24 protein-coding genes are annotated in these 19,462 nt (G+C 35.1%); 16 read left to right on the top strand and 8 right to left on the bottom strand.

From position 1 onward, the window contains the following. The first annotated feature begins 17 nt into the window (after positions 1-17). Genes AC3OCB_RS08850 through AC3OCB_RS08830 form a run of 5 tightly spaced genes read left to right on the top strand, consistent with a single transcriptional unit; the run spans position 18 to position 4,441 of the window. A complete protein-coding gene (locus AC3OCB_RS08850) occupies positions 18-1,184 on the top strand; it encodes an amidohydrolase family protein (protein WP_498342053.1) in 1,167 nt (388 codons plus the stop codon). Beyond that, on the top strand, positions 1,126-1,896 hold the full coding sequence (gene taw21 / locus AC3OCB_RS08845; protein ID WP_498342052.1) for a tRNA 4-demethylwyosine(37)-methyltransferase Taw21: 771 nt from the start codon (positions 1,126-1,128) through the stop codon (positions 1,894-1,896). The genes AC3OCB_RS08850 and taw21 overlap by 59 nt, the downstream gene beginning before the upstream one ends. Continuing rightward, the gene (locus tag AC3OCB_RS08840; protein WP_498342050.1) at positions 1,893-2,120 is read left to right on the top strand and encodes a hypothetical protein; all 228 of its coding nucleotides are present in this window, start codon (positions 1,893-1,895) and stop codon (positions 2,118-2,120) included. Before taw21 ends, AC3OCB_RS08840 begins: the two co-directional genes overlap by 4 nt. Before the next feature lie 37 nt (positions 2,121-2,157). After that, on the top strand, positions 2,158-3,438 hold the full coding sequence (locus tag AC3OCB_RS08835) for a glutamine synthetase family protein (RefSeq protein WP_498342049.1): 1,281 nt from the start codon (positions 2,158-2,160) through the stop codon (positions 3,436-3,438). A 1-nt stretch (position 3,439) separates the two neighbouring features. Beyond that, positions 3,440-4,441, top strand: a complete 1,002-nt coding sequence (locus AC3OCB_RS08830; protein WP_498342047.1) for an alcohol dehydrogenase catalytic domain-containing protein — start codon at positions 3,440-3,442, stop codon at positions 4,439-4,441. Here AC3OCB_RS08830 and rtcA read toward each other — a convergent pair. Next, positions 4,428-5,444: an RNA 3'-terminal phosphate cyclase gene (gene rtcA / locus AC3OCB_RS08825; protein ID WP_498342046.1), complete on the bottom strand. Its 1,017-nt coding sequence runs from the start codon at positions 5,442-5,444 to the stop codon at positions 4,428-4,430. The genes AC3OCB_RS08830 and rtcA overlap by 14 nt on opposite strands. A gap of 15 nt (positions 5,445-5,459) precedes the next feature. Between rtcA and AC3OCB_RS08820 the strand changes: the two genes are divergently transcribed. Then, on the top strand, positions 5,460-5,903 hold the full coding sequence (locus AC3OCB_RS08820) for a hypothetical protein (protein ID WP_498342044.1): 444 nt from the start codon (positions 5,460-5,462) through the stop codon (positions 5,901-5,903). On the opposite strand, the gene AC3OCB_RS08815 is transcribed toward AC3OCB_RS08820, so the two are convergent. Both AC3OCB_RS08815 and AC3OCB_RS08810 read right to left on the bottom strand, forming a co-directional pair. Further along, complete coding sequence (locus AC3OCB_RS08815) at positions 5,896-6,945, bottom strand: DNA polymerase IV (protein WP_498342043.1); 1,050 nt, start codon at positions 6,943-6,945, stop codon at positions 5,896-5,898. The two genes, AC3OCB_RS08820 and AC3OCB_RS08815, sit on opposite strands and share 8 nt — an antisense overlap. After that, entirely contained in the window at positions 6,942-7,799 is an 858-nt protein-coding gene (locus AC3OCB_RS08810) for a carbohydrate kinase family protein (RefSeq protein WP_498342042.1), read from the bottom strand. Before AC3OCB_RS08810 ends, AC3OCB_RS08815 begins: the two co-directional genes overlap by 4 nt. Before the next feature lie 132 nt (positions 7,800-7,931). On the opposite strand from AC3OCB_RS08810, the gene AC3OCB_RS08805 reads away from it, so the two are divergent. After that, positions 7,932-9,290 carry a RuvB-like helicase gene (locus AC3OCB_RS08805; RefSeq protein WP_498342041.1) on the top strand — a complete coding sequence of 453 codons (1,359 nt, stop codon included), beginning with the start codon at positions 7,932-7,934 and terminating at the stop codon, positions 9,288-9,290. A 21-nt stretch (positions 9,291-9,311) separates the two neighbouring features. Here AC3OCB_RS08805 and AC3OCB_RS08800 read toward each other — a convergent pair whose 3' ends face one another. Beyond that, positions 9,312-9,785 carry an NUDIX hydrolase gene (locus AC3OCB_RS08800; RefSeq protein WP_498342040.1) on the bottom strand — a complete coding sequence of 158 codons (474 nt, stop codon included), beginning with the start codon at positions 9,783-9,785 and terminating at the stop codon, positions 9,312-9,314. 51 nt (positions 9,786-9,836) lie between these two features. On the opposite strand from AC3OCB_RS08800, the gene AC3OCB_RS08795 reads away from it, so the two are divergent. After that, complete coding sequence (locus AC3OCB_RS08795; protein WP_498342039.1) at positions 9,837-10,403, top strand: GMP synthase subunit A; 567 nt, start codon at positions 9,837-9,839, stop codon at positions 10,401-10,403. Here the strand turns inward: AC3OCB_RS08795 and AC3OCB_RS08790 are convergent, their stop codons facing one another. Continuing rightward, on the bottom strand, positions 10,404-11,180 hold the full coding sequence (locus tag AC3OCB_RS08790; protein ID WP_498342038.1) for a KaiC domain-containing protein: 777 nt from the start codon (positions 11,178-11,180) through the stop codon (positions 10,404-10,406). Positions 11,181-11,248: 68 nt separating this feature from the next. On the opposite strand from AC3OCB_RS08790, the gene AC3OCB_RS08785 reads away from it, so the two are divergent. From AC3OCB_RS08785 to AC3OCB_RS08765, 5 genes are all read left to right on the top strand, one after another. Then, positions 11,249-11,719: a protein-tyrosine phosphatase family protein gene (locus AC3OCB_RS08785; RefSeq protein ID WP_498342037.1), complete on the top strand. Its 471-nt coding sequence runs from the start codon at positions 11,249-11,251 to the stop codon at positions 11,717-11,719. Beyond that, positions 11,701-12,291 carry an endonuclease V gene (locus AC3OCB_RS08780; protein WP_498342036.1) on the top strand — a complete coding sequence of 197 codons (591 nt, stop codon included), beginning with the start codon at positions 11,701-11,703 and terminating at the stop codon, positions 12,289-12,291. Before AC3OCB_RS08785 ends, AC3OCB_RS08780 begins: the two co-directional genes overlap by 19 nt. Before the next feature lie 25 nt (positions 12,292-12,316). Beyond that, the gene (locus tag AC3OCB_RS08775) at positions 12,317-12,919 is read left to right on the top strand and encodes a cysteine hydrolase family protein (RefSeq protein ID WP_498342035.1); all 603 of its coding nucleotides are present in this window, start codon (positions 12,317-12,319) and stop codon (positions 12,917-12,919) included. Between the two features lie 12 nt (positions 12,920-12,931). Then, positions 12,932-13,906: a DHH family phosphoesterase gene (locus AC3OCB_RS08770; RefSeq protein WP_498342034.1), complete on the top strand. Its 975-nt coding sequence runs from the start codon at positions 12,932-12,934 to the stop codon at positions 13,904-13,906. Between the two features lie 112 nt (positions 13,907-14,018). Further along, entirely contained in the window at positions 14,019-14,666 is a 648-nt protein-coding gene (locus tag AC3OCB_RS08765; protein WP_498342033.1) for a peroxiredoxin, read from the top strand. Here AC3OCB_RS08765 and AC3OCB_RS08760 read toward each other — a convergent pair. Continuing rightward, positions 14,654-15,319 (bottom strand): metallophosphoesterase family protein, encoded by a 666-nt coding sequence (locus tag AC3OCB_RS08760; protein WP_498342032.1) that lies wholly within the window; start codon positions 15,317-15,319, stop codon positions 14,654-14,656. The genes AC3OCB_RS08765 and AC3OCB_RS08760 overlap by 13 nt on opposite strands. A 36-nt stretch (positions 15,320-15,355) precedes the next feature. Here AC3OCB_RS08760 and AC3OCB_RS08755 point away from each other — a divergent pair, with 36 nt between their 5' ends. From AC3OCB_RS08755 to AC3OCB_RS08745, 3 genes are read left to right on the top strand one after another with little or no spacing between them, the layout of a single operon-like run. After that, a complete protein-coding gene (locus AC3OCB_RS08755; protein ID WP_498342031.1) occupies positions 15,356-16,507 on the top strand; it encodes a DUF763 domain-containing protein in 1,152 nt (383 codons plus the stop codon). Then, positions 16,485-17,606 carry a citrate/2-methylcitrate synthase gene (locus tag AC3OCB_RS08750; protein WP_498342030.1) on the top strand — a complete coding sequence of 374 codons (1,122 nt, stop codon included), beginning with the start codon at positions 16,485-16,487 and terminating at the stop codon, positions 17,604-17,606. The genes AC3OCB_RS08755 and AC3OCB_RS08750 overlap by 23 nt, the downstream gene beginning before the upstream one ends. Before the next feature lie 6 nt (positions 17,607-17,612). Beyond that, on the top strand, positions 17,613-18,272 hold the full coding sequence (locus tag AC3OCB_RS08745; protein WP_498342028.1) for a DUF47 domain-containing protein: 660 nt from the start codon (positions 17,613-17,615) through the stop codon (positions 18,270-18,272). Here AC3OCB_RS08745 and AC3OCB_RS08740 read toward each other — a convergent pair. Next, positions 18,261-19,229 (bottom strand): inorganic phosphate transporter, encoded by a 969-nt coding sequence (locus tag AC3OCB_RS08740; protein ID WP_498342026.1) that lies wholly within the window; start codon positions 19,227-19,229, stop codon positions 18,261-18,263. The two genes, AC3OCB_RS08745 and AC3OCB_RS08740, sit on opposite strands and share 12 nt — an antisense overlap. Continuing rightward, positions 19,226-19,444 (bottom strand): ribbon-helix-helix domain-containing protein, encoded by a 219-nt coding sequence (locus AC3OCB_RS08735; protein WP_498342368.1) that lies wholly within the window; start codon positions 19,442-19,444, stop codon positions 19,226-19,228. The genes AC3OCB_RS08740 and AC3OCB_RS08735 overlap by 4 nt, the downstream gene beginning before the upstream one ends. Positions 19,445-19,462: the final 18 nt, after the last annotated feature.

Raw genomic sequence — 19,462 nt, 5'->3', positions numbered from 1 at the left:
TTAAGGTGTAATTTGAGATGAAAAGTATTATCAGAGCAGGGATAGCAGTAGGAGCTGATTCTCCATTAAGGAAAGTTTATGTGGGAGTGAATGATAATAAGATAGAAGTTATAAGTCATGAAGAGCTTACAGGTTATGAGGATGCAGAGCTAGATATTGGTGGTTGGGATAGACTGCTTTCACCTAGCTTTATTACTGTTCATACATTTTTAACACTTTATCCGTTTAGATATAGAATATTTAACGGAAAAATTAATACTAATGAGTTACTCTCTGTAATTAGCAATAACGATACTTATCATTTAGCAGTGTTAGGAGCTTATCATCTTTTGCGTTCTGGCGTAACTACAATAGCTTTTAGCGACAAGTCCCCTGACCCAGTAGCTAGAGCTGTGTCAAACGTAGGATTAAAGCCAATAATAGTTATTTCAGCAGGATGTGCTAATTCTCCGGAAAACTGGGAGAAGGAGTTCAAATCAATGTATAATAGGTGGTCTCATCAAGGTTCTAATAATGTAATTTTGAAAGTGTGTGATCAAGAATTAGCTAAGGAAGTCTTTGAATTATCAAAGGATTATGATGTAGCAGTATTAGCTGAAAGAACTATAGATTTACATTTATTTAAGAAAGAGGATTTACCTAAGACTGTAATTGCATTGGGAGGAGGATCGAGAACTGATCTAGATTTTATAAAAAGCAACAGTATTTATCTCTCATTTACTCCTTCATTTGAAGTCTCAAGGTTTCCATTGAGCGAATTTAAACCTTCAGTATCTTTAGATTTGACTCCAATGTTTGACATTAGACATGAAGTGGCTTACGCTTCAACTAGGTTAATGCTAACAGCAGAAGAAGCTTTTAGGTCTATTACAGTTTGGGGTTATCAGCAACTAGGGATTAACTCGGGTTATCTAGGAGTTAACGCTTCTGCAGATCTAGTGTTATATGAATATAGAGAGCCTCCCGCTTTTCCATTAGATTTTAATTCTCCTTACGAATCATTCATTTATTCCGGGTATTCTGTGGAAACAGTATTTGTTGATGGAGAAAGTGTATTAGATGGAGGAGTTCCACTAAATGTAGGATTAAAAGATATTGAGGAAGGATTGAAGAGGGTGGAAGAGATTGATAAAAGACTTAGCGAAAGAATTAGGGCTGTGGAAAAGGGTAGAAATAGTAGGTGATATAGCGGTAGTTGTAATACCATTCGGTAAATCTGCAGAAGATGTGAGACCATTTGCAGAAGATTTATTGAAGAAATTTTCTTATATTAAGTCTGTCTGGGGGCATTATAGAGATACAAAAGGAGAGTACAGACTGTCCACTTTTGTGCATTTGGCTGGCGAAAATAGGAGTGAGACAGTCTACAAGGAGCATGGTTGCAGATACTTTCTTGATGTAACAAAGGTGTTTTTCTCTTCAAAGCTTTCTTACGAACATCTGAGAGTAGCGAAACAAGTAAGACAAGGGGAAATAATAATAAACATGTTTGCTGGTTATGGACCCTTTTCAATACTTTCTTATATTTTAGGCAAACCCAGTTTAGTATATTCAATTGACATAAACCCATATGCTTACTACTATATGATGGCTAATGTGGATTTAAATAGGGCATATGGTGTCATTCCAATTTATGGTGATGTTTTTAAGAAAATTGAACACTTGCCTATCGCTGATAGAATAATTTCCCCATTACCAGAAAAAGACGAGGAGGCATTCAAAGTAGCCTGGGAACACGTAAAGCAAGGTGGTACAATACATCTCTTTACACAAATAGAAGGAGAAGAACCTGAAAAAGAGGCAATGAGAAAATACCCGAATGTTATTTTTGCAAGAGTAGTGAGAAGTGTTAAGCCAAAAGTTTATCATGTAATAGTTGATATAATTAAAAAGTGAGCATGGACATTTATACGATAATGATACTAGGTTACCAAGTATCTCAAAAGAAAAAAGTAAACGTGGGAATTTTCACCCTTAAATTTCATAGAAGGAAAAGAAAAAACGATTATTTATATATAGTAGAGTTAGAGAGACAAGGAGAGATAATGGAAAGGGGAATTTTCACTGAATATGCAAATGCAGTAATGTATGCAGGAGAAGTGTTTAGTCGTTTTCGTTAATATTTATAAATTGTGAGTTTAATTACTGTTGAGAAAGTTGCTTAGAGACGAAATCCTAGACGTTCTAAAAAGCGGAAGAGTAGATTATGTAAGAGTAGTTTTTGTTGATGTTTTAGGAAATGGTAGAGGTAGGTCTTTGAGAAGAATAGAATTTGAAAAAGCATTAGATAAAGGCGTCGAATATTCAGAATCTCTTTTACTATTAGATTTCCAAGATTTACCTATAAAACCTAGATACGGTGACGTCTTTGCTGTACCAGATACAAGTACCTTCGTCATGATGCCATATTTAGAAAGGACAGCTAGAATACTGTCTTTTGTTACTACCACAGATAACTCTCCTCATCCCTTATGTACAAGGTCTCTCTTATCTAGAGCTATAGATAAGTTAAACGAGGTTGGTTACAATCTTCAAGTATCATTCGAACCCACTTTTTATCTTATAACCTTTAAAGATGGTAAACCAGTACCAGCAGATGAAGCTAGAGCATTCTCATCTGAAGGACTTATGGAACAACAGAATTTTTTAAGAGATCTAATTAAATATTTAGAGAGCGTTGATATACAAGTACAATACATAAATAAGCATTACAGTCCGGGCCAATATGAAATAACGTTTAACATGAGTAATTCTCTTAATTCTGCGGATTCATTAATTACAGCTAGAGAAATAATAAGGGATACTGCAAGATTATATCATCTCTATTCCACCTTTATGCCGAAACCCTTCAAAGAGTATACAAGTAGTAGCATGGACGTTTATATTAAACTCCTAGATCTTTCAAATAAACCAGTCGGAGTAGATACCTCAGATCCTAAAGGTCTTGGATTGAGTAAAGTACTTTACAGCTTTTTAGCTGGTATTCTAGAACATATAGGTTCGATTCTTGCTATAGCCTCACCAACAATTAATTCTTATAAAAGGTATAAGGAAGTTGTCACTCCAAATGTAGCTGGAATAGGCAACGAAAGGCATTACGTAATTAGAATTCCATCTACATATAAAGATGAAGGAGTTTTTGAATTTAGGTTAGCAGATCCTTTAGCAAACCCATATCTATTACTTTCTTCTATGATATTTGCAGGCATTGATGGAATAGAAAGAGGACTAGATGTGGATGCTAACTATGAAGTCACCACATTACCTACAAATCTTAAAGATGCCTTGCAGAAACTTGATAGTGATACAAGGTTAAAGTATTATCTAGGAGAACAGCTTGTAAATACTTTTATTGAATTAAAGAAGAAAGAAATCGAGGAATATGAAAAGGAAATAAGCGACTGGGAAATAAACTCCTACCTTAAATCAGGCTGGTAAAATGAAGGCAGCCGTTTTTAGAGAGATAGGAAAACCACTTAGCATAGAAGAAGTTCCAATTCCTAAGTTAGAAAATGAGAAAGAAGTACTATTGAAAGTAAGAGCTACCGGTGTATGTCACGGAGATTTGCACATTCTAATGGGGGACTGGAAATATGAAGTCCCAGTAAATCCTCCTATAATTCTAGGTCATGAAATTGTAGGAGAAGTAGTGGAGGGAGGAACAAGATTTAAGAAAGGAGATCTTGTAATGGTTTACAATGCATTTGGATGCAAAGAATGTAAACACTGTAAAGCTGGCTTTTATCAGTTTTGTGAACGAGTAAAGGTGCTAGGTGTAGAAATGAATGGTGGTTTTGCAGAATATGTAAAGGTGCCTGATGAGGATTTTTTAGTAAAAGTTGAAGGAAGTCCAACTGAAATGGCTCCTTTGGCTGATGCAGGTGTTACTGCTTATAGTGCAACAAAAGACATAAAGGAAGGGGACAAAGTGCTCGTTGTTGGTACTGGTGCAGTAGCTCTTCTTGCCATACAAATTCTTAGAAATGTCGGAGCTGAAATATCCGTAGTTAGCAGAAACCCTGCAAGGTTAAGTAAAGCAGAAGAATTAGGTGCAAATTTTGTTTTTTATAAAAAGAAAACGTATCCTTCACTATATACATCAATTGTCAGAAAGAAGTTTGACTACATATTAGATTTCGTTGGTTCTGAAGAGACTTTACAGGACGTTTCATGGCTTTTAGATAGAAGAGGAGAGTTAAGAATTATAGGAGAATTTGGCGGGCATTTGGATGTCCCAGAGCAGTTAATAGTTCTTAGAGGGTTAAAAGTCAGAGGAATTCTTTACGGTACTTTAGATGATATGATAAACGTCATTAAACTTTACAAAGAGGGTAAAATAAAGACTTTACAAGTTCCTTATTACCTTGAGGAAATAAATGAGGCATTTAATGATTTAATGGAAGAGAGAATATTAGGTAGAGCAGTTATTATTCCTTCTTAACAAAATGGAATGGCTTTTCACCCTTAATTTCAATTTTAACATTTAAAAACTTAGAAATAACCTCAGCATTAGTTCTAGCGTGGCTTGTTAACTCTGCGCCTAGATATTCTGCTTTTGGAGAAAGGGAAGCATAAAGCATTAACATATCTCCCATATGCCTATCTGCAGTGGCTTTTGTTGTTATATCTTCATATAACATTTTCCCAGCTTCCTCTCCTACAGTCTCTGCTCTCTTACCTCTTTCTCCCAATGAATCTGAACCTAAGAAGGTATTCTCGAAAACAGAAACTAGTGAAATCCCAGTACCTCTACTTATTTCTTTCTCCCTTACATCAATATCAATATTTATGGGAACGTCAAAAAACCTAGATAGGTAATCTTTTGCAGATTTAGCTTCTCTTTCAGCAATATGTGCAGGTAGCGAAGATACATGAGCAATGCCTCTTATTTCTATCAATTTCCCTTGGGAAACTAAAGAGAAAGGCAATATATCTCCTTTAACATCATAAATTCTTACTTCTCCTCCACCCTCTGGATAGTGTCCTCTTTTTACTAACTCTATCTTACTTTTTATTCCAATTTTTTCTAGCAAAGGAAGAAAAGTAAGCCTAATGTAATCTATACTGGGAGATTTAGGTACATCTGTCCCTCCTTTTAATACAACTTTTATTTTTCTATTGACTAGCAAGGGTAAAATTGTTTGAAGAATTAAAGTTATACTGCCAGCTGTGCCCACATCAAAAGTATACTCTCCTTCTTCAACTATATCCTTTGGCTCAAAAATTAGTTCTGTGGAACCAACTTTATCACCTTTTACAGTCGCGTTTGTTAACGTTTTAACAGCATTAACTGCGGTTAAATGTTGTCTTTGGAGTCCAGGTTTTGGTCTGTTTGCTCTAATTTTATAAATTCTGAAAGGCTTTTTTGTTAATGCTGATAGAGTCAATGATGTCCTTAAGATTTGACCGCCTCCTTCTCCAAAAGAGCCATCAATCTCTAACATTCTGGTGTGTATAAAATGCGTGCTAAAATAAATCCTCTTCTAAATATAATAGGCAGAGAAGAACTTATTGTTATTCCAATAACAAGGAATGGCGATTTTTTACTCTCACTAAATTTTTTTGAAGATATAGATGGTGGAAGATTAGCTAGATTTGTCCTTATTCAAGATAAATATGAGGAAATAAGGGATGAGGAAACAGCAGTAAGGGGAGATAAAGCAATAGTTTTCGTTGAAGGTATTGAAGAAGATTACAAAAAGCTACAACAAGTTATAAAGATCGATAAGTACTTGAGAAGTAACAGAATCCCTTTGTTTGTAAATATCGAAGTTTTGAGAGATATTGACATAAGAGAGAAGGGAGTCAAGGGTTATATCAATTATATTTCTAGGTACGGAAAAATAGATGTTCATAAACTTGCTAACATAGTAAGCCTTGAAATAGATATTGTGCCTAGATAAAATCTTCTAATCCCCTTGCTTTGTAAATGTTGTCCAATCTAACCCCAACTCTTCTGACTAGCCTCTTATCTCTTTCTAAGATTTGTTTTAACAATTCTAACGCCTCTCTATATGCTCTCTCTCTTCCAACCCCAGATTTAAAGCTCTTACTTTTACTTATAGTATCTAAATCTTCCATGATTGTCACCACACTTAAAGTCTTAGGGACACCATCAATTTTACCATAAGCCTCATCAATAGCTCTTTTTAAATAAGGTTCAATAACCTTTAAGTCTCTGGTATTTTTAGGTAATGTTAGATATCTGCCATGAGGATTTCTTCCTTTATTTAGTACCGGTTCTGAGTAAGTGTTTGTAGCTAATCTATATAAATAGAAAGCTTTTGCTTTCCCTATTTCTTCCTCTAGTCTTTCAAAAGGAACATTTAGCACATCTATTAGTTTCTTAACTCCTATTGAGTTAAGCTTTTCAGATAAAACTTTTCCAACTCCAGGGACTTCGTTGATATTCAGTTCCTTAATAAAATTTTCAACGTTTTCTGGTCTAAGTATTCCGAGCCCGTTAGGCTTAGCATTATCAGCAACAATCTTTGCAAACACTTTGTTAGGGGCAATGCCTACAGTTACTGTAATTTTCTCTTTTTCTAGTATTTCTTCTTTTAATCTTTTCCCAAGTTGTTCTGCTTCATCAAAATTTTTAACTTTGTTTGTGATGTCTAGATAAGCCTCATCAATACTAGCAATTTCTACTTTATCTGAGTATTCTCTGAGTAAACTCATTATTCTGTTAGATACTTGTGTATAAACCTCTTTTCTCATGGGGACAAAAATCGCGCTTGGAGCTAGCTCCATTGCTTTTGATATGGGAATTCCAGCTTTTACTCCAAGTTTTCTAGCTTCATAATTTGCAGTAGCTACTGCGCCACTTTTTTCGTTTCTCCCAGAATAAACACAAACAACTAAAGGTTTCCCCTTATACTCAGGGTGTAAAACCTCTTCTACTTGTGCAAAGAAATAATCGAAATCAACAAATAAAACTATCATCTACATTCAACTTTTGGCTTATAGATTTTTAACGCTTCATGCACTTCAGAAAGCGAAGGAGAATTTATTCCTCCCAACCTCTGGACTTTAAGGGCAGACGCTGTAACAGCTAACTTAAGTGTTTCCTCTATGGGCAAATCTTCTGCTAAACCGTAATTGAATGTTGCATCAAATACATCTCCTGCCCCAGTCGTATCCACAACACTATCCACTCTGTAAGCTTCTGCTTTACATTCTTGACTCTCAGTAATTACCTTAGCTCCCTTTTCTCCCATTTTTATTACAATGATCTTTGCTTTAACTTTGTTTAAGTCTATTAGACTGCTTTCTTTTTCATTTATATAGAGAACATCAACATCAACATCGTTTACATCTTTGCTAAATGGCCCTGGGTCATAAGAAACAATCTTAGCCATAGGATCTCTAACTACAACAGTTGAAGGTATAGAGGCAAAATGGATTACGTCAAACAAGCCAAAGTACTTCTTTACATCTTCAGCAGAGATAAGTATTGATGCCCCTAACTTTCTTACCATTGAAATTTTCCCGTTTTTTCTCAGAAAGATCAAAGCCATACTCTGAGGTGCATTAACTTCTTCAAGGTAATCTAATCCTACTCCCATTTCTGCTATACTTTCCATTAAGCTTTGAGTTAAGTTACTCTTCCCAACTTTAGCTAAAAGTTTACTGCTGTGACCTAGTCTATTTATCATTACAGCATAATTTACTGCTGCTCCGCCCGGCATAATTTCCATTAAATCAGTTGTTAAAAATTCATCTATATCGGGCATTTTTTCAATTTTTACCAATATATCTATATTGAATCTTCCTACAGCAAGATGGATTGACCTCATTTTTATCTAACCTCAGACAGCCGCCACTTCAGCACAGCTCAGTCCCAAAGGTCTTCATCACTAAATAAATAAATTTGCCGTGGCTAAAAAGGATTAATTTCAAAAACTTAACTCTTTAATATTTTCATGAATATGGCTGAGATAAGAGAGATAAGAAAATTAGAACGAGAAAGTGCTAGTATTCACAGTCATATTTCCGGTTTAGGTTTAGATGAGAAAGGAAAAGCCAAATTTAAGGCAGATGGACTGGTTGGTCAAACGGAAGCGAGGGAAGCATCCGGGATCGTTGTACAACTCATTAAACAAGGTAGAATGGCTGGTAAAGGAGTACTATTTGTAGGCCCACCAGGTACTGGTAAGACAGCTTTAGCAGTGGCTATAGCCAAAGAACTTGGAGAAGACACTCCATTCACCACTATGAACGCTTCTGAGGTTTATTCTACAGAGTTAAAGAAGACCGAAATATTAACTCAAGCAATAAGAAAATCTATAGGTGTAAGAATAAGACAGAAGAGAGTAGTTTACGAAGGAGTAGTAAAAGACATAAAATTGAAAGTTGCCAGAAGTAGATTAAACCCATATTCAGTTATGCCAAGGGAAGCGCAGTTAGTGTTAGCAACTAAGGATGAAGAAAAGACGTTTAATGTAAGTGATAGCATAGCTGAACAACTAGTACAACTTAATGTAAGAAAAGGTGATGTTATTTGGATAGATGCCCAAACTGGAGAAATTAGCAAAATCGGTAAGGCTAAAGATTTTGAAGGGGCAAAGACATATGATATTGAAACTGTAAGGAAAGTTGACATACCTACTGGTCCCATAAAGAAGGAAAAAGAGACTACAATAACAGTAACTCTCCATGATCTAGATCTAAATGTAGCAGCAAGGAACATTTCGATAACAGCTCTATTTAGCTTCTTTACAGAGAGAGAAATAAACTCTGACATAAGGCAAAACGTGGATAAATTGGTGAAAGACATGATAAGTAGAGGTGAAGGAGAGCTAGTACCTGGTGTTCTCTTCATTGACGATGCTCACATGTTAGATATTGAGGCTTTTTCCTTCTTAACTAAGGCTTTGGAATCTGATTTGGCTCCGATACTAATCCTAGCTACCAATAGAGGAATAACTAAGATTAGAGGTACTGATATTGAATCTCCACACGGAATGCCCCTTGATTTGCTAGACAGGTTATTAATAATACCTACAAGGCCTTACACAGCCGATGAGATTAAAGAGATATTGAAAATACGGGCTGATGAGATTGAGATCCAGCTTGAGGATAAAGCTTTAGAAACTTTAACAAAATTAGGAGTCGAATACAGTTTAAGATACTCAGTACAACTATTAGAGCCATCTAATATAATAGCACAAAGAAACGGAAGAAATATTATTAAAGAAGAAGATATAATAGAAGCATCAAAGTTATTCTCCGACTTTAGGAGAAGCGTAGACTATGTAAAAGAGTACGAGAAGCTTTTATTAAAATGATGAATGGTAACGGAACTGAAACTATGATGTATCGTTGCCTGGCTGAATACAAATCTCGTACATCTTTTTATCTATAATATCTTTTAAAATTCTATAGGTCATCCCCCAAACTCTATATCCATCATAATAAAAGGCGTCATCCTCTCCTTTTTTTAAGTCAGATAGCTTCACCCAAAAAGCGTGATCAACTTCTTCTTTCTGTATTCTAGGAGTAATTTCGTTATCAACACAACTCATAAATGCCTTTACGGGTAAAGAGCTCATATTATGCGGAGAGTAAATCCCCAATTCTATTAATTTGTTAGGTTTTATTCCTACCTCTTCCAAGCATTCCCTTATTGCTGTAGTTTTACAATCCTCCCCGTTTTCTCTTCTTCCACCGGGTAAAGCTATATGTCCACTCCAAGGATCATTCTTGTTTTCTTTTCTTTTTATAAGCAAGACCTTGCCGTTTTTAGAAATTAGTGCAACAACAGAAGCCTTACATTCAGTCATATTATTTTAGTTTACTCAAAGCTTTTATTTTTAAATCCACAAAAATTGTGTGTGAAAATTGCCGTAATATATTTTGGTGGGCAGTACAACCACCTTATAGTTAAAGACCTAAAATATCTTGGTGTTAATGCTGTTCCCGTCACTCCGGATAAACCGGTCGATTTATTGAAAGATTTTGATTGTATAATATTTGGAGGAGGGCCTCATTCTGTCGTAACAGAACTTGATAAAATGGGTAATGCAAAAGATTATGTTTTAAAGACTACTCAACCAAAACTAGGAATATGCTTAGGTCACCAACTACTTGCCAAAGTCCTCGGTGGTGAAGTTGTAAAAGCGTCTAAACCAGAATATGGTTTAGTAAAAGTAAACGTTTTTGACGAAGATACACTTCTGAGAAAGCTCTCTCCTTCTATAAACGCTTGGGAGAGCCATACTGATGAAGTAGTATCCCCTCCAAGTGGCTTTAGAGTTTTAGCCAATAGTGAAAACGCTAAAGTTCAAGCTATGGTAAATAGTGATAACACAATCTTTGGGGTTCAATTTCATCCAGAAGTCAAACACACCGAAAAAGGAATAGAAGTATTTAAAAATTTCATAGAGGCTTGTAAAAAGTAACTAAATCTCTTTTTCTTCTGATGATTTCTTTATTTTCTCCATTACCTTGGACGGCAACGCATAATCCTCCTTTCTTTCGTTTACTTTTCCTAAGAGGACTATTCCTTTCCCTGGCTTTATATCAATTTCCCAAACGTATTTATCATGGTTTGTTTGTCTCATCTTTTCAATAAGGAGATACCTATGTAACATACCATCTTTTATGCTTCTTCTAAAACGTATTATTCCATCAGCTACATGCTCTACTCCAAATCCAAATGCTTGGGAAGTAGTTATTGCATATTGCGACGTTGCGTAAATTGTAAATTTCCACTTGTTTAGAACTCTTTTTAGGTAATAGCTTATCTTCCTAGACATTGCTGGTTTATCTAAGAACAAGGCACTAACTGAGTCAATTACCAATCTAGCTCTACCTTGTCCTAATCTTTGCTTTGCTGAAATTACTTTATTTACTAACTCCTCAGCTGTTAATTCATTTAAGCTCCACTCATCTTCCTTTTCTCTCATTAAAGCATCAATAATTATCAGTTTTTTCTCTATGTATTCTTCGAAATCCCAATTAAACTGCTTTGCTTGTCTAATAATTGAATCTCTGCTTTCTTCAGTTGTCACGTATATACAGTTATCTCCTTCTTTTAGCCCTTCCGCAATAAAATGCAAAGAGAATATAGTCTTACCAGTACCTGGCTCACCAGTAAGTGCGACAAAGAATCCTTGAGGAATTCCCCCCTCTACTAGCTTATCAAAATCTGGTATACCAGTTGAAAGTCTGATCATAATTTTAAAATTGGAGTTTAAACTAATAAAATATGATGAAGAACAGCGGATCTTCTGAGTGATTGATGATGTATTGGGTAAGAAAAGGTAAAATAGGCGGATCTCAGATTCCTTATACAGAAGATGAGATAGAGGAGTGGAAAAAACAAGGAGTTAGAAGAGTTCTTGTTTTACCCGAGGAATGGGAAATCGAGGAAGCTTGGGGATCAGTTGATTATTACTTTTCAATACTGAGAGAAAAAGGTATAGATTTCCTTCACGTTTCCATTCCAGATGGATACCCGCCAACATTTGATCAGATGAAAATTATTTATGAATGGCTAAAGAAAGATTCAAACAATCTTGTACATTGTGTTGGTGGTATTGGGAGAACTGGAACTGTAATCGCAGCTTATCTTATTCTTGAGGAAGGTATGGATAGTGGGGAAGCCATAGAAGAAGTTAGAAACTATAGACCCGGAGCAGTACAGACTTATGAGCAACAGTTATTTCTATTAGAGCTTGAAAAGATGAGGGATAAATGGAAAAATATATTTTAGATTTTCTAATAAAATTTCAGTATCTAGTGGCTAAAAACGTAAAAATTCAACATTTAGGCTTGGAGAATGTTAAATCCATTTGCGGAGTAGATATTGCGTATAAAGGAAATACTGGTTATGCCGTTGTAGTTAAAGAGGAAAAAGGGAACTTTGAACACAATCTTGTCAAGGGAGATGTATTCTTTCCTTACATTTCTACGTTTTTATTCATGAGAGAAGCTCCTTTAATGATGAGTGCTTTAGAAAAATTCAACTGTGATTTAATTTTAGTTGATGGTCAAGGTCTTGCACATCCTCGGAAAAGTGGTATTGCTACTGTGATAGGTGTTCTTTTAGATAAACCGACAATCGGAGTGGCTAAATCAAGGTTGACGGGTGATTTCATAGAAGAAAATGGCATAACATATATAGTTGTTCATGGTGAAAAAGTAGGCGTAAAAAGTGGTAAATATCTTTATAGTATTGGCAATAAAACGGATTTAGACGACGTTATTGCTCTCTCAAAGAGAGGATACCCAGAAGTGTTAAGACTTGCTGATAAGTTATCGAAAGAATTGAAGAAGAAAGAATAAAAAACATGTGTTCGTATTTTTAATTATGAAAGTAAAGGTTCCTAATATTCCAGAGGAAAAAGAAGTTCAACTTTCTCCTTTAGACACAGCTTTGCTAATAGTTGATATGCAAAACGATTTCGTTAGAAAAGATGGAAAGTTATATGTTCCTACGGCTGAAGCGACTATACCAGCCATTAGAAGGCTTATAGATAACGCAAGGAAAAACAATGTCCTTGTTATTTATACTCAAGATTGGCATATGAAGGATGACCCAGAGTTTAAGATATGGGGCGAACATGCATTAGCTGGTACTTGGGGGGCAGAGATTGTCGATGAGCTTAAACCAGAAAAAGATGATTTCCTAGTAAAAAAATACCGTTATGACGCATTTTTTGAAACCCCATTAGATTACATTCTTAGAGTGAAAGGGATAAAGAATGTAATAGTAACTGGTACTGTAGCTAACATTTGCGTTTTACATACAGCAGGTAGTGCTGCTTTAAGATGGTATAATGTAGTCATGATAAAAGATGGAATTTCTGCAATAACAGATTTTGACTATTACACAACGTTAAGACAAGTAGATTTTCTATATAAAGGCAAAATTACGGACTCCTTTGGAATAAAATTTATTACTAGAGCTTAGAGTTGTATAGTTATGGATTATTACGCAATAGTTCATAACGACTTTGACGGAACAGCGTCTGCAGCAGTATATGCTAGGGCAGTTGGCAGTTTACCAAAAACAGTGTTTTTCACAGAACCAACTAAGATTCACGATTTACTAGGGAAACTAGAGCTTAGGGGAGTCCAAAATATAATGATAGCTGATATAGGGTTGAACGGTTCCACGCTTGATACTGTAATTCAGAATCTAAAGAAACTTATAAGTCAAGGGGCGAAAGTACAGTGGTTTGATCATCACGTATGGAAAGATGAATGGAAAAAAAGATTAACAGAATTGGGAGTAGAAGTATATCATGACACTTCGACTTGTGGCGCTGGTGTAATTGTAAAATATCTAAATCCTAACGATGAGTTCTCAAAGAAGTTAGCCAGTGCAGATTGTTCAGTTGATATATGGCTTCACGATGACCCAATGGGAGAGAAGCTTAGAAGAGTTGTTGAATCAAATAGAGACTATAGCTGGAAACAGTACTTGATAAATAAGTTTTACCAAGGAGTCTTATGGGATGAAGAATTTGAAAAGATCCTTATAGATCAAATTGATAAAGAATTGAAAGGGTACGAGCAATTATATAAGTATATAAGGGTTCTTGATATCCAAGGCAAGAAAGTAGTTGTAGCTGTAAGATGGAAAGGTCCTCCGGATATAAGTTATGCTTCACAATTCCTTATGAACAGATATAATGCAGTAGTGTTTGCCTCAGTTAACGGAAAAGCGATTTCATTTAGAAGTAATACAGTAGAAGTAAGGAAATACGCTGAAAAATTAGGTGGCGGTGGTCATCCTTTGGCTGCTGGTGCAGGCTTGAAAGCACCATTCTGGAGGTTTTTGTTACATAGGCTTGGTTATAGAAAACCTATGTTAAACTGGGTAAGTAAGATAGTTACAAGCGTAATTAATGATGTTGGTTTTGTTTCGTATCAAAAGAAAGACTTGGTAATGTAGAATCTTTATACAAAAAATTATGCTCTCTTTTAAGATATATAAACTCATCGATTTACTTTCATTTAAAAACAATTTAAAAACTTGAAAAGATATTAACTTATAGTGATTCCAAATGGTCAAGCTATACTCCAAGTTCCCAGACACACAAGTATTAACAACTAAAGGTCCAATAGACTTTTACAAAGATATATTTGGAAAAGGGAAATGGCTATTCCTATTTGCTCATCCCGCAGACTTCACACCAGTATGTACTACAGAATTTGTTGCATTCTCTCAAAAGTATGAAGAATTTCAGAAACTAGGTGTTGAGTTAGTAGGCTTAAGCGTTGACAGTGTATACTCTCACATTCAATGGTTAATGGATATAGAGCAAAGATATGGAGTTAAAGTTCCATTCCCAGTAATCGCTGATCCTGATAAGAAACTTGCAAGAATGTTAGATGCACTTGACGAAGCCTCTGGTCAAACAATAAGAATTGTTGTATTAGCGTCCCCTGATGGTGTAATTAGATTCGTAGCTCAGTACCCATTAGAATTTGGAAGAAACATCGATGAGCTATTAAGAACAACTAAGGCAGCTATAGTGAACTATAAAGCAAAGGTTGTATTACCCGCGAATTGGCAACCTGGTCAAGACGTAATAGTTCCTCCACCATCAATATTTGATGAGGCTGAAATGAGAGTTAAACTACCTACAGCAAAAGCATGGTACTTAACATTTAAGAAATACGACGAGTTACCCCAAGATCAGAAAGTCTGAATTAAAACTATTTTTTTATTTGCTGGTAATGCCACGTTATAAACTCTTACGTTTCTAACTATACCAAAAGTTATTTTTGCATAATGTGCGTGCCCATGTATTGCAAGGTTTGGTAAACATTCAGCTTCTTCAATTATTCTATCTCCTAGTTGCGGATAAACGGATTTTCTTTCTCCAACTACTGTAGCAAAAGTAGGTGCGTAATGCGTTAACAATATTTTAAATTCTGCGTCTTTTTCACATAACATTTCTTTTATCTTTTCTTTCTTTTCTCGGAAATATTTTTCATCTATTCCATTAAGTTTTTGCCATTTAGTGGGCTCTTGTAATACTCCTTCGCTTCCAACTACGAGAATTTTTCTTCCGTTTATTTCCACTTTCGTAGAAGAATCTTCAAGCCAAATTATTTTATCAAAATTCTTTCTATAGTACTCTCTATATTCAGGGAAATCCTCATTTCCAAAAACTGCCACTGTTGTATATTTCTTTAAAACTTCATAAATCGGATAAAAGTGGTTATACTTCCCTTCATCTGCTAAATCACCAGCTAAAAGGAATAAATCGATGTTAATGTTTCTTAAGCTATTGTAAGCTATGAAGAACTGCGTTAAGTATTTAGGCGAATGGATATCAGATGTTGCTGCGATAAGCATAATTTAAATTAGACTTTGTAGATAAGAAATTTAATTGTGAAATTAGAAGGAATTGCTGATTTACCTTTACATACTGGTCATGTTCCTCCGTGGCTAGCTCAGATTATGAAAAGGTTGAGTAAAGCCATAATTGACGTTATGGTATTAGAATGGGGTCCAGAAAAAGTTGTAGAGAGACTTTCAAACCCCTTGTGGTTTCAAGGGTTTAACAACATCATTGGAATGGACTGGGATTCCTCTGGTTCAACGACGGTGACTCTAGGGGTATTGAAAGAAGTGATAAAACCAGAAGAAGAGGGATTAGCAGTATTAGGTGGTAAAGGTAAAAATGCACGTAACGTACCAGAAGAAATTCTTTCTTTATCGAAACGTTTTAATGTCGATGCAGATAAACTGGCAAGAGTAAGCAGATTAGTAGCAAAGGTTGACAGTGTATTAATTCAAGATTCTCATACGTTATATCATCATTCTTTAATTGTAACTACTTCTGGTAAGTGGGGCATTATTCAGCAGGGAATGAATACTCAGACTAGATATGCAAGAAGGTATCATTGGCAAGAAACAGAAAACTTCGTGATTGAGCCACACTCTGGAATAGCAGGGACAAAACAAGATGTAGCATTAAATATTATTGAAAAGGATAAAAATGATATTAGGAAACTAATAGTAGACCTAGTAAAAGAAAGACCTAGTAGTGTGGCAGGAGAAATAAGAAGAGCTTTAACATATCTTAAAGGTCAAACTACTCTTGACTCATTTAATAAAGCATTTAATATTGTCATTTCCCCTAAAGCGAAGTTAGTTTATATGAAGCCAATAGACGTAGATAAAGTCCAGCAAGTATTAACTAACTTATATGAAGCCAGTCCAAATAGTTTGGAAGAAGTACTTCTACATGGTTTAGGTCCTTCTACAGCTAGAGCATTATATCTGGTGGCTGATTTAATTTACAAAGAACCACCATCCTATAATGATCCAGTTAACTACCCTTATGACCCATTCAAATATGCTTATGCTACAGGTGGGAAAGACGGCATTCCTTTTCCGGTAAATAGAAAAGTAGCATGGGAAGTTATATACACTCTTGAGGATATTCTTGAAAAGGCTAAGCTAGAAAAAAAGGAAAAAGATTTTGCTTTAAACAAATTAAAAGAGTTGGTTAAGGATGGAAATAAAGAAGGGGCTTGAGGACGTATATGTGAAAGAGACAGAAATAACGTACATAGATGGGGAATTAGGAAGACTTTACTATAGGGGTTATTCTATTTATGACCTAGCGGAATTCTCTAACTTTGAAGAGACTAGTTATTTAATTCTTTACGGTAAACTCCCAAACAGAGAGGAACTAGATTGGTTTCAAAGTAAGTTAAAAGAAGAAAGACAGCTACCAGAATCAACAATAAAGTTCTTGAAAGATGTAAGAAAAGATGCTTCACCAATGGATATATTGAGGACTGTAGTAAGTTTACTAGGCATTGAGGATAATAAAAACGATGAACCTCTAGATGTAAAAGGCATTAAGTTGATAGCAAAGTTCCCTACTATAATATCTTACTATGCTAGGTTAAGGAAAGGCTTAGAAATAGTCGATCCAGATCCTAGACTTTCCCACGCAGAAAACTTCTTGTATATGCTAACAGGTGAAAAACCAGATGAAATTAAGTCAAAAACGATGGATGTTGTATTAATTTTACACATAGACCATGAAATGAATGCGTCAACCTTTGCCTCATTAGTCGTTGCCTCAACTCTTTCAGATATTTATTCCTCAATAGTAGCTGGTATTTCTGCATTAAAAGGTCCTTTGCACGGAGGAGCGAATTACGAAGCATTAAAGATGTTTAAAGAAATTGGATCTCCAGATAAAGTAAGTGATTATATATTGCAAAGACTCTCTAACAAACAAAGATTAATGGGCTTTGGGCATAGAGTTTACAAGACTTATGATCCTAGAGCTAGAATATTAAAGCAATATGCTAAGACCTTAGCCGAAAAAGAAGGAGGAGAGATACAAACATTATACACAATCGCTGAAAAAGTTGAGGACATAGGGGTTAAATATTTAGGTCCAAAAGGCATTTACCCTAACGTTGATTTCTTCTCCAGTATCGTATTTTCTTCACTTGGCTTTGAGCCTGACTTTTTCCCTGCAGTATTTGCCTCAGCCAGAGTAGTGGGATGGGTGTCTCACATTATAGAGTATATAAGAGATAATAAAATAATTAGGCCTAAAGCATACTATAAAGGTGAAGTAGGAAAGAAATATATTCCAATAGACAGTAGATGATCTAAATTGATTAAAATCAGAATAAACAAAGAAGAAGAATTATTTCAAAAACTAGTAAAGATGGGAGAAGATATAAAAGCTGAGTGCGATGCATTAAAATTGCTTGTTTCTGGAGTAATTTATGGTAATGAAGATTCTGTAAATAGTAATTTTGTAAGAATAAAGACAATCGATGAGAGAATTTCAATGACTAGGGGTGAACTGTTAGAACTGCTTTATGGTGGTGCATTCTTACCCGATTTTAAAGAAGCAATGGTAATGTTGACTCAATCTTTGTATCATTCTAGCAGTTCAGTAAAAGATTCAGCAAGATCTCTTGTCTCAAGGAAGCCTGCAGAAAAATGTATTATTTCGATCAGAGAGACAATGTTGGCTTATTTGGCAATAATCGAAGAAGCTGCAGAGAAAGTAATATCAATGCTTTCAGCTCTATCAAAGAATTTACAAGAGGCGCTGAAAGTGGGTAGAGAAATTCAGATGTTAGAGAGGTCTGGAGATGATATGAAAGATACCTTAATATCAAGGCTTTATGAACTTGAGAAAGAAATAGACTTAATAACGGTTTTGCAGATGCGTGATGTAATATTTTTCCTAGATGATATACTTGATTCAATGGAGGATGCAACATTAAGCGTAGAAGTACTTTATGCAACTTTAAAGGCCTAAAATACTTTTTAACACACCGTAAGTTGCTAAGCTGACTATGATCGCTAAAATTGGTGATACTGTCCATCCTTTGGCAATCTGCATTAATTGTTTCTTTATATCAAACCCAAAGCTCCTAAAACTTAGTCCTATAATTCCTCCCATAATTGTTTGAGTTATTGAAATCGGAATCCCTAAGAGTGTAAATATTTCTGATATTATATCGCTCCCAATGAGCGCAGAAGATGCCCCAATATAGCCTAACTTAGTAATTCTAAAACCTACAGTTATAGCAGCTTTTCTAGAACTAAAATAAAATCCTAATACTGAAGCAACAGCATAAAGAAGAGAAGTAATGTAAAAAGGTTCAGCTAAAACTCCAGCAGATATTATAATACCTATTGCGTTTGCCCCAGTAACATAAGATGTAAACACTGAGGCTAAGATAAGTGACACTTTGTAATATCTTATTTGGGCAAGAAAGTTTGAAGTTGTGGTTGAAATGGCTTTAGATAGTAAAAAATAGGAAAGAAGAGACACTACTATAGCGACCACAGGAGATATTCCCCAGGATGCCACAGTAAACCAGAATTTTCCCCAATCAAAAGAAACTAAACCTCTTGAAACTAGGACTAGAACAGCTATTGATGGATAAATCATCTGACTCAAAGATGCTGGTATTCCACGTTTATTTAAATAGTAAAAAGTTGTTGTTGATGAAATCAAAATGGAAGAAAGAAGAATCTCAATTAATATTTCTTCAGTTGAGGAGATAGTACTATAAATGCTCCCCAACATAGTATAGCTTCCTAAGGATGCACCTACAAAAAGTGATATAGCGTTTATTGCATATGAATATTTTCTTTTCAAAACGTTTGTAGAAAGCAAAATACCAAGAGCTATAGCTGAGTTGTTTCCTCCAACGCTAAATGAGGCCAATAGTCCAGTAACGAAGATTAATATTATCAGAAAATTCATACTTTTCTAGTCTCTTCTTTTTCAAGCTCTTTTAAATATTGTATATATTCTATTATGGCATCTCTAATAAGATCACTTCGATTAGAGTAGCCTAGTATTTTTGTCATTTCATCAATTTCTCTGAGAAAATCTTCTTCAAGTTTAAATGAAATCGTCTTTACCTCACCTAAATCCAATTCAAATGTATTATCACCTAATTTTCTTATAGCAACCATAAGTCTCAAAAAAGAAAT

This window comes from Sulfurisphaera sp., from assembly GCF_059755235.1.
Note: the sequence above shows the minus strand (reverse complement) of the source record. Positions and strands in the feature narration are given on the sequence as shown.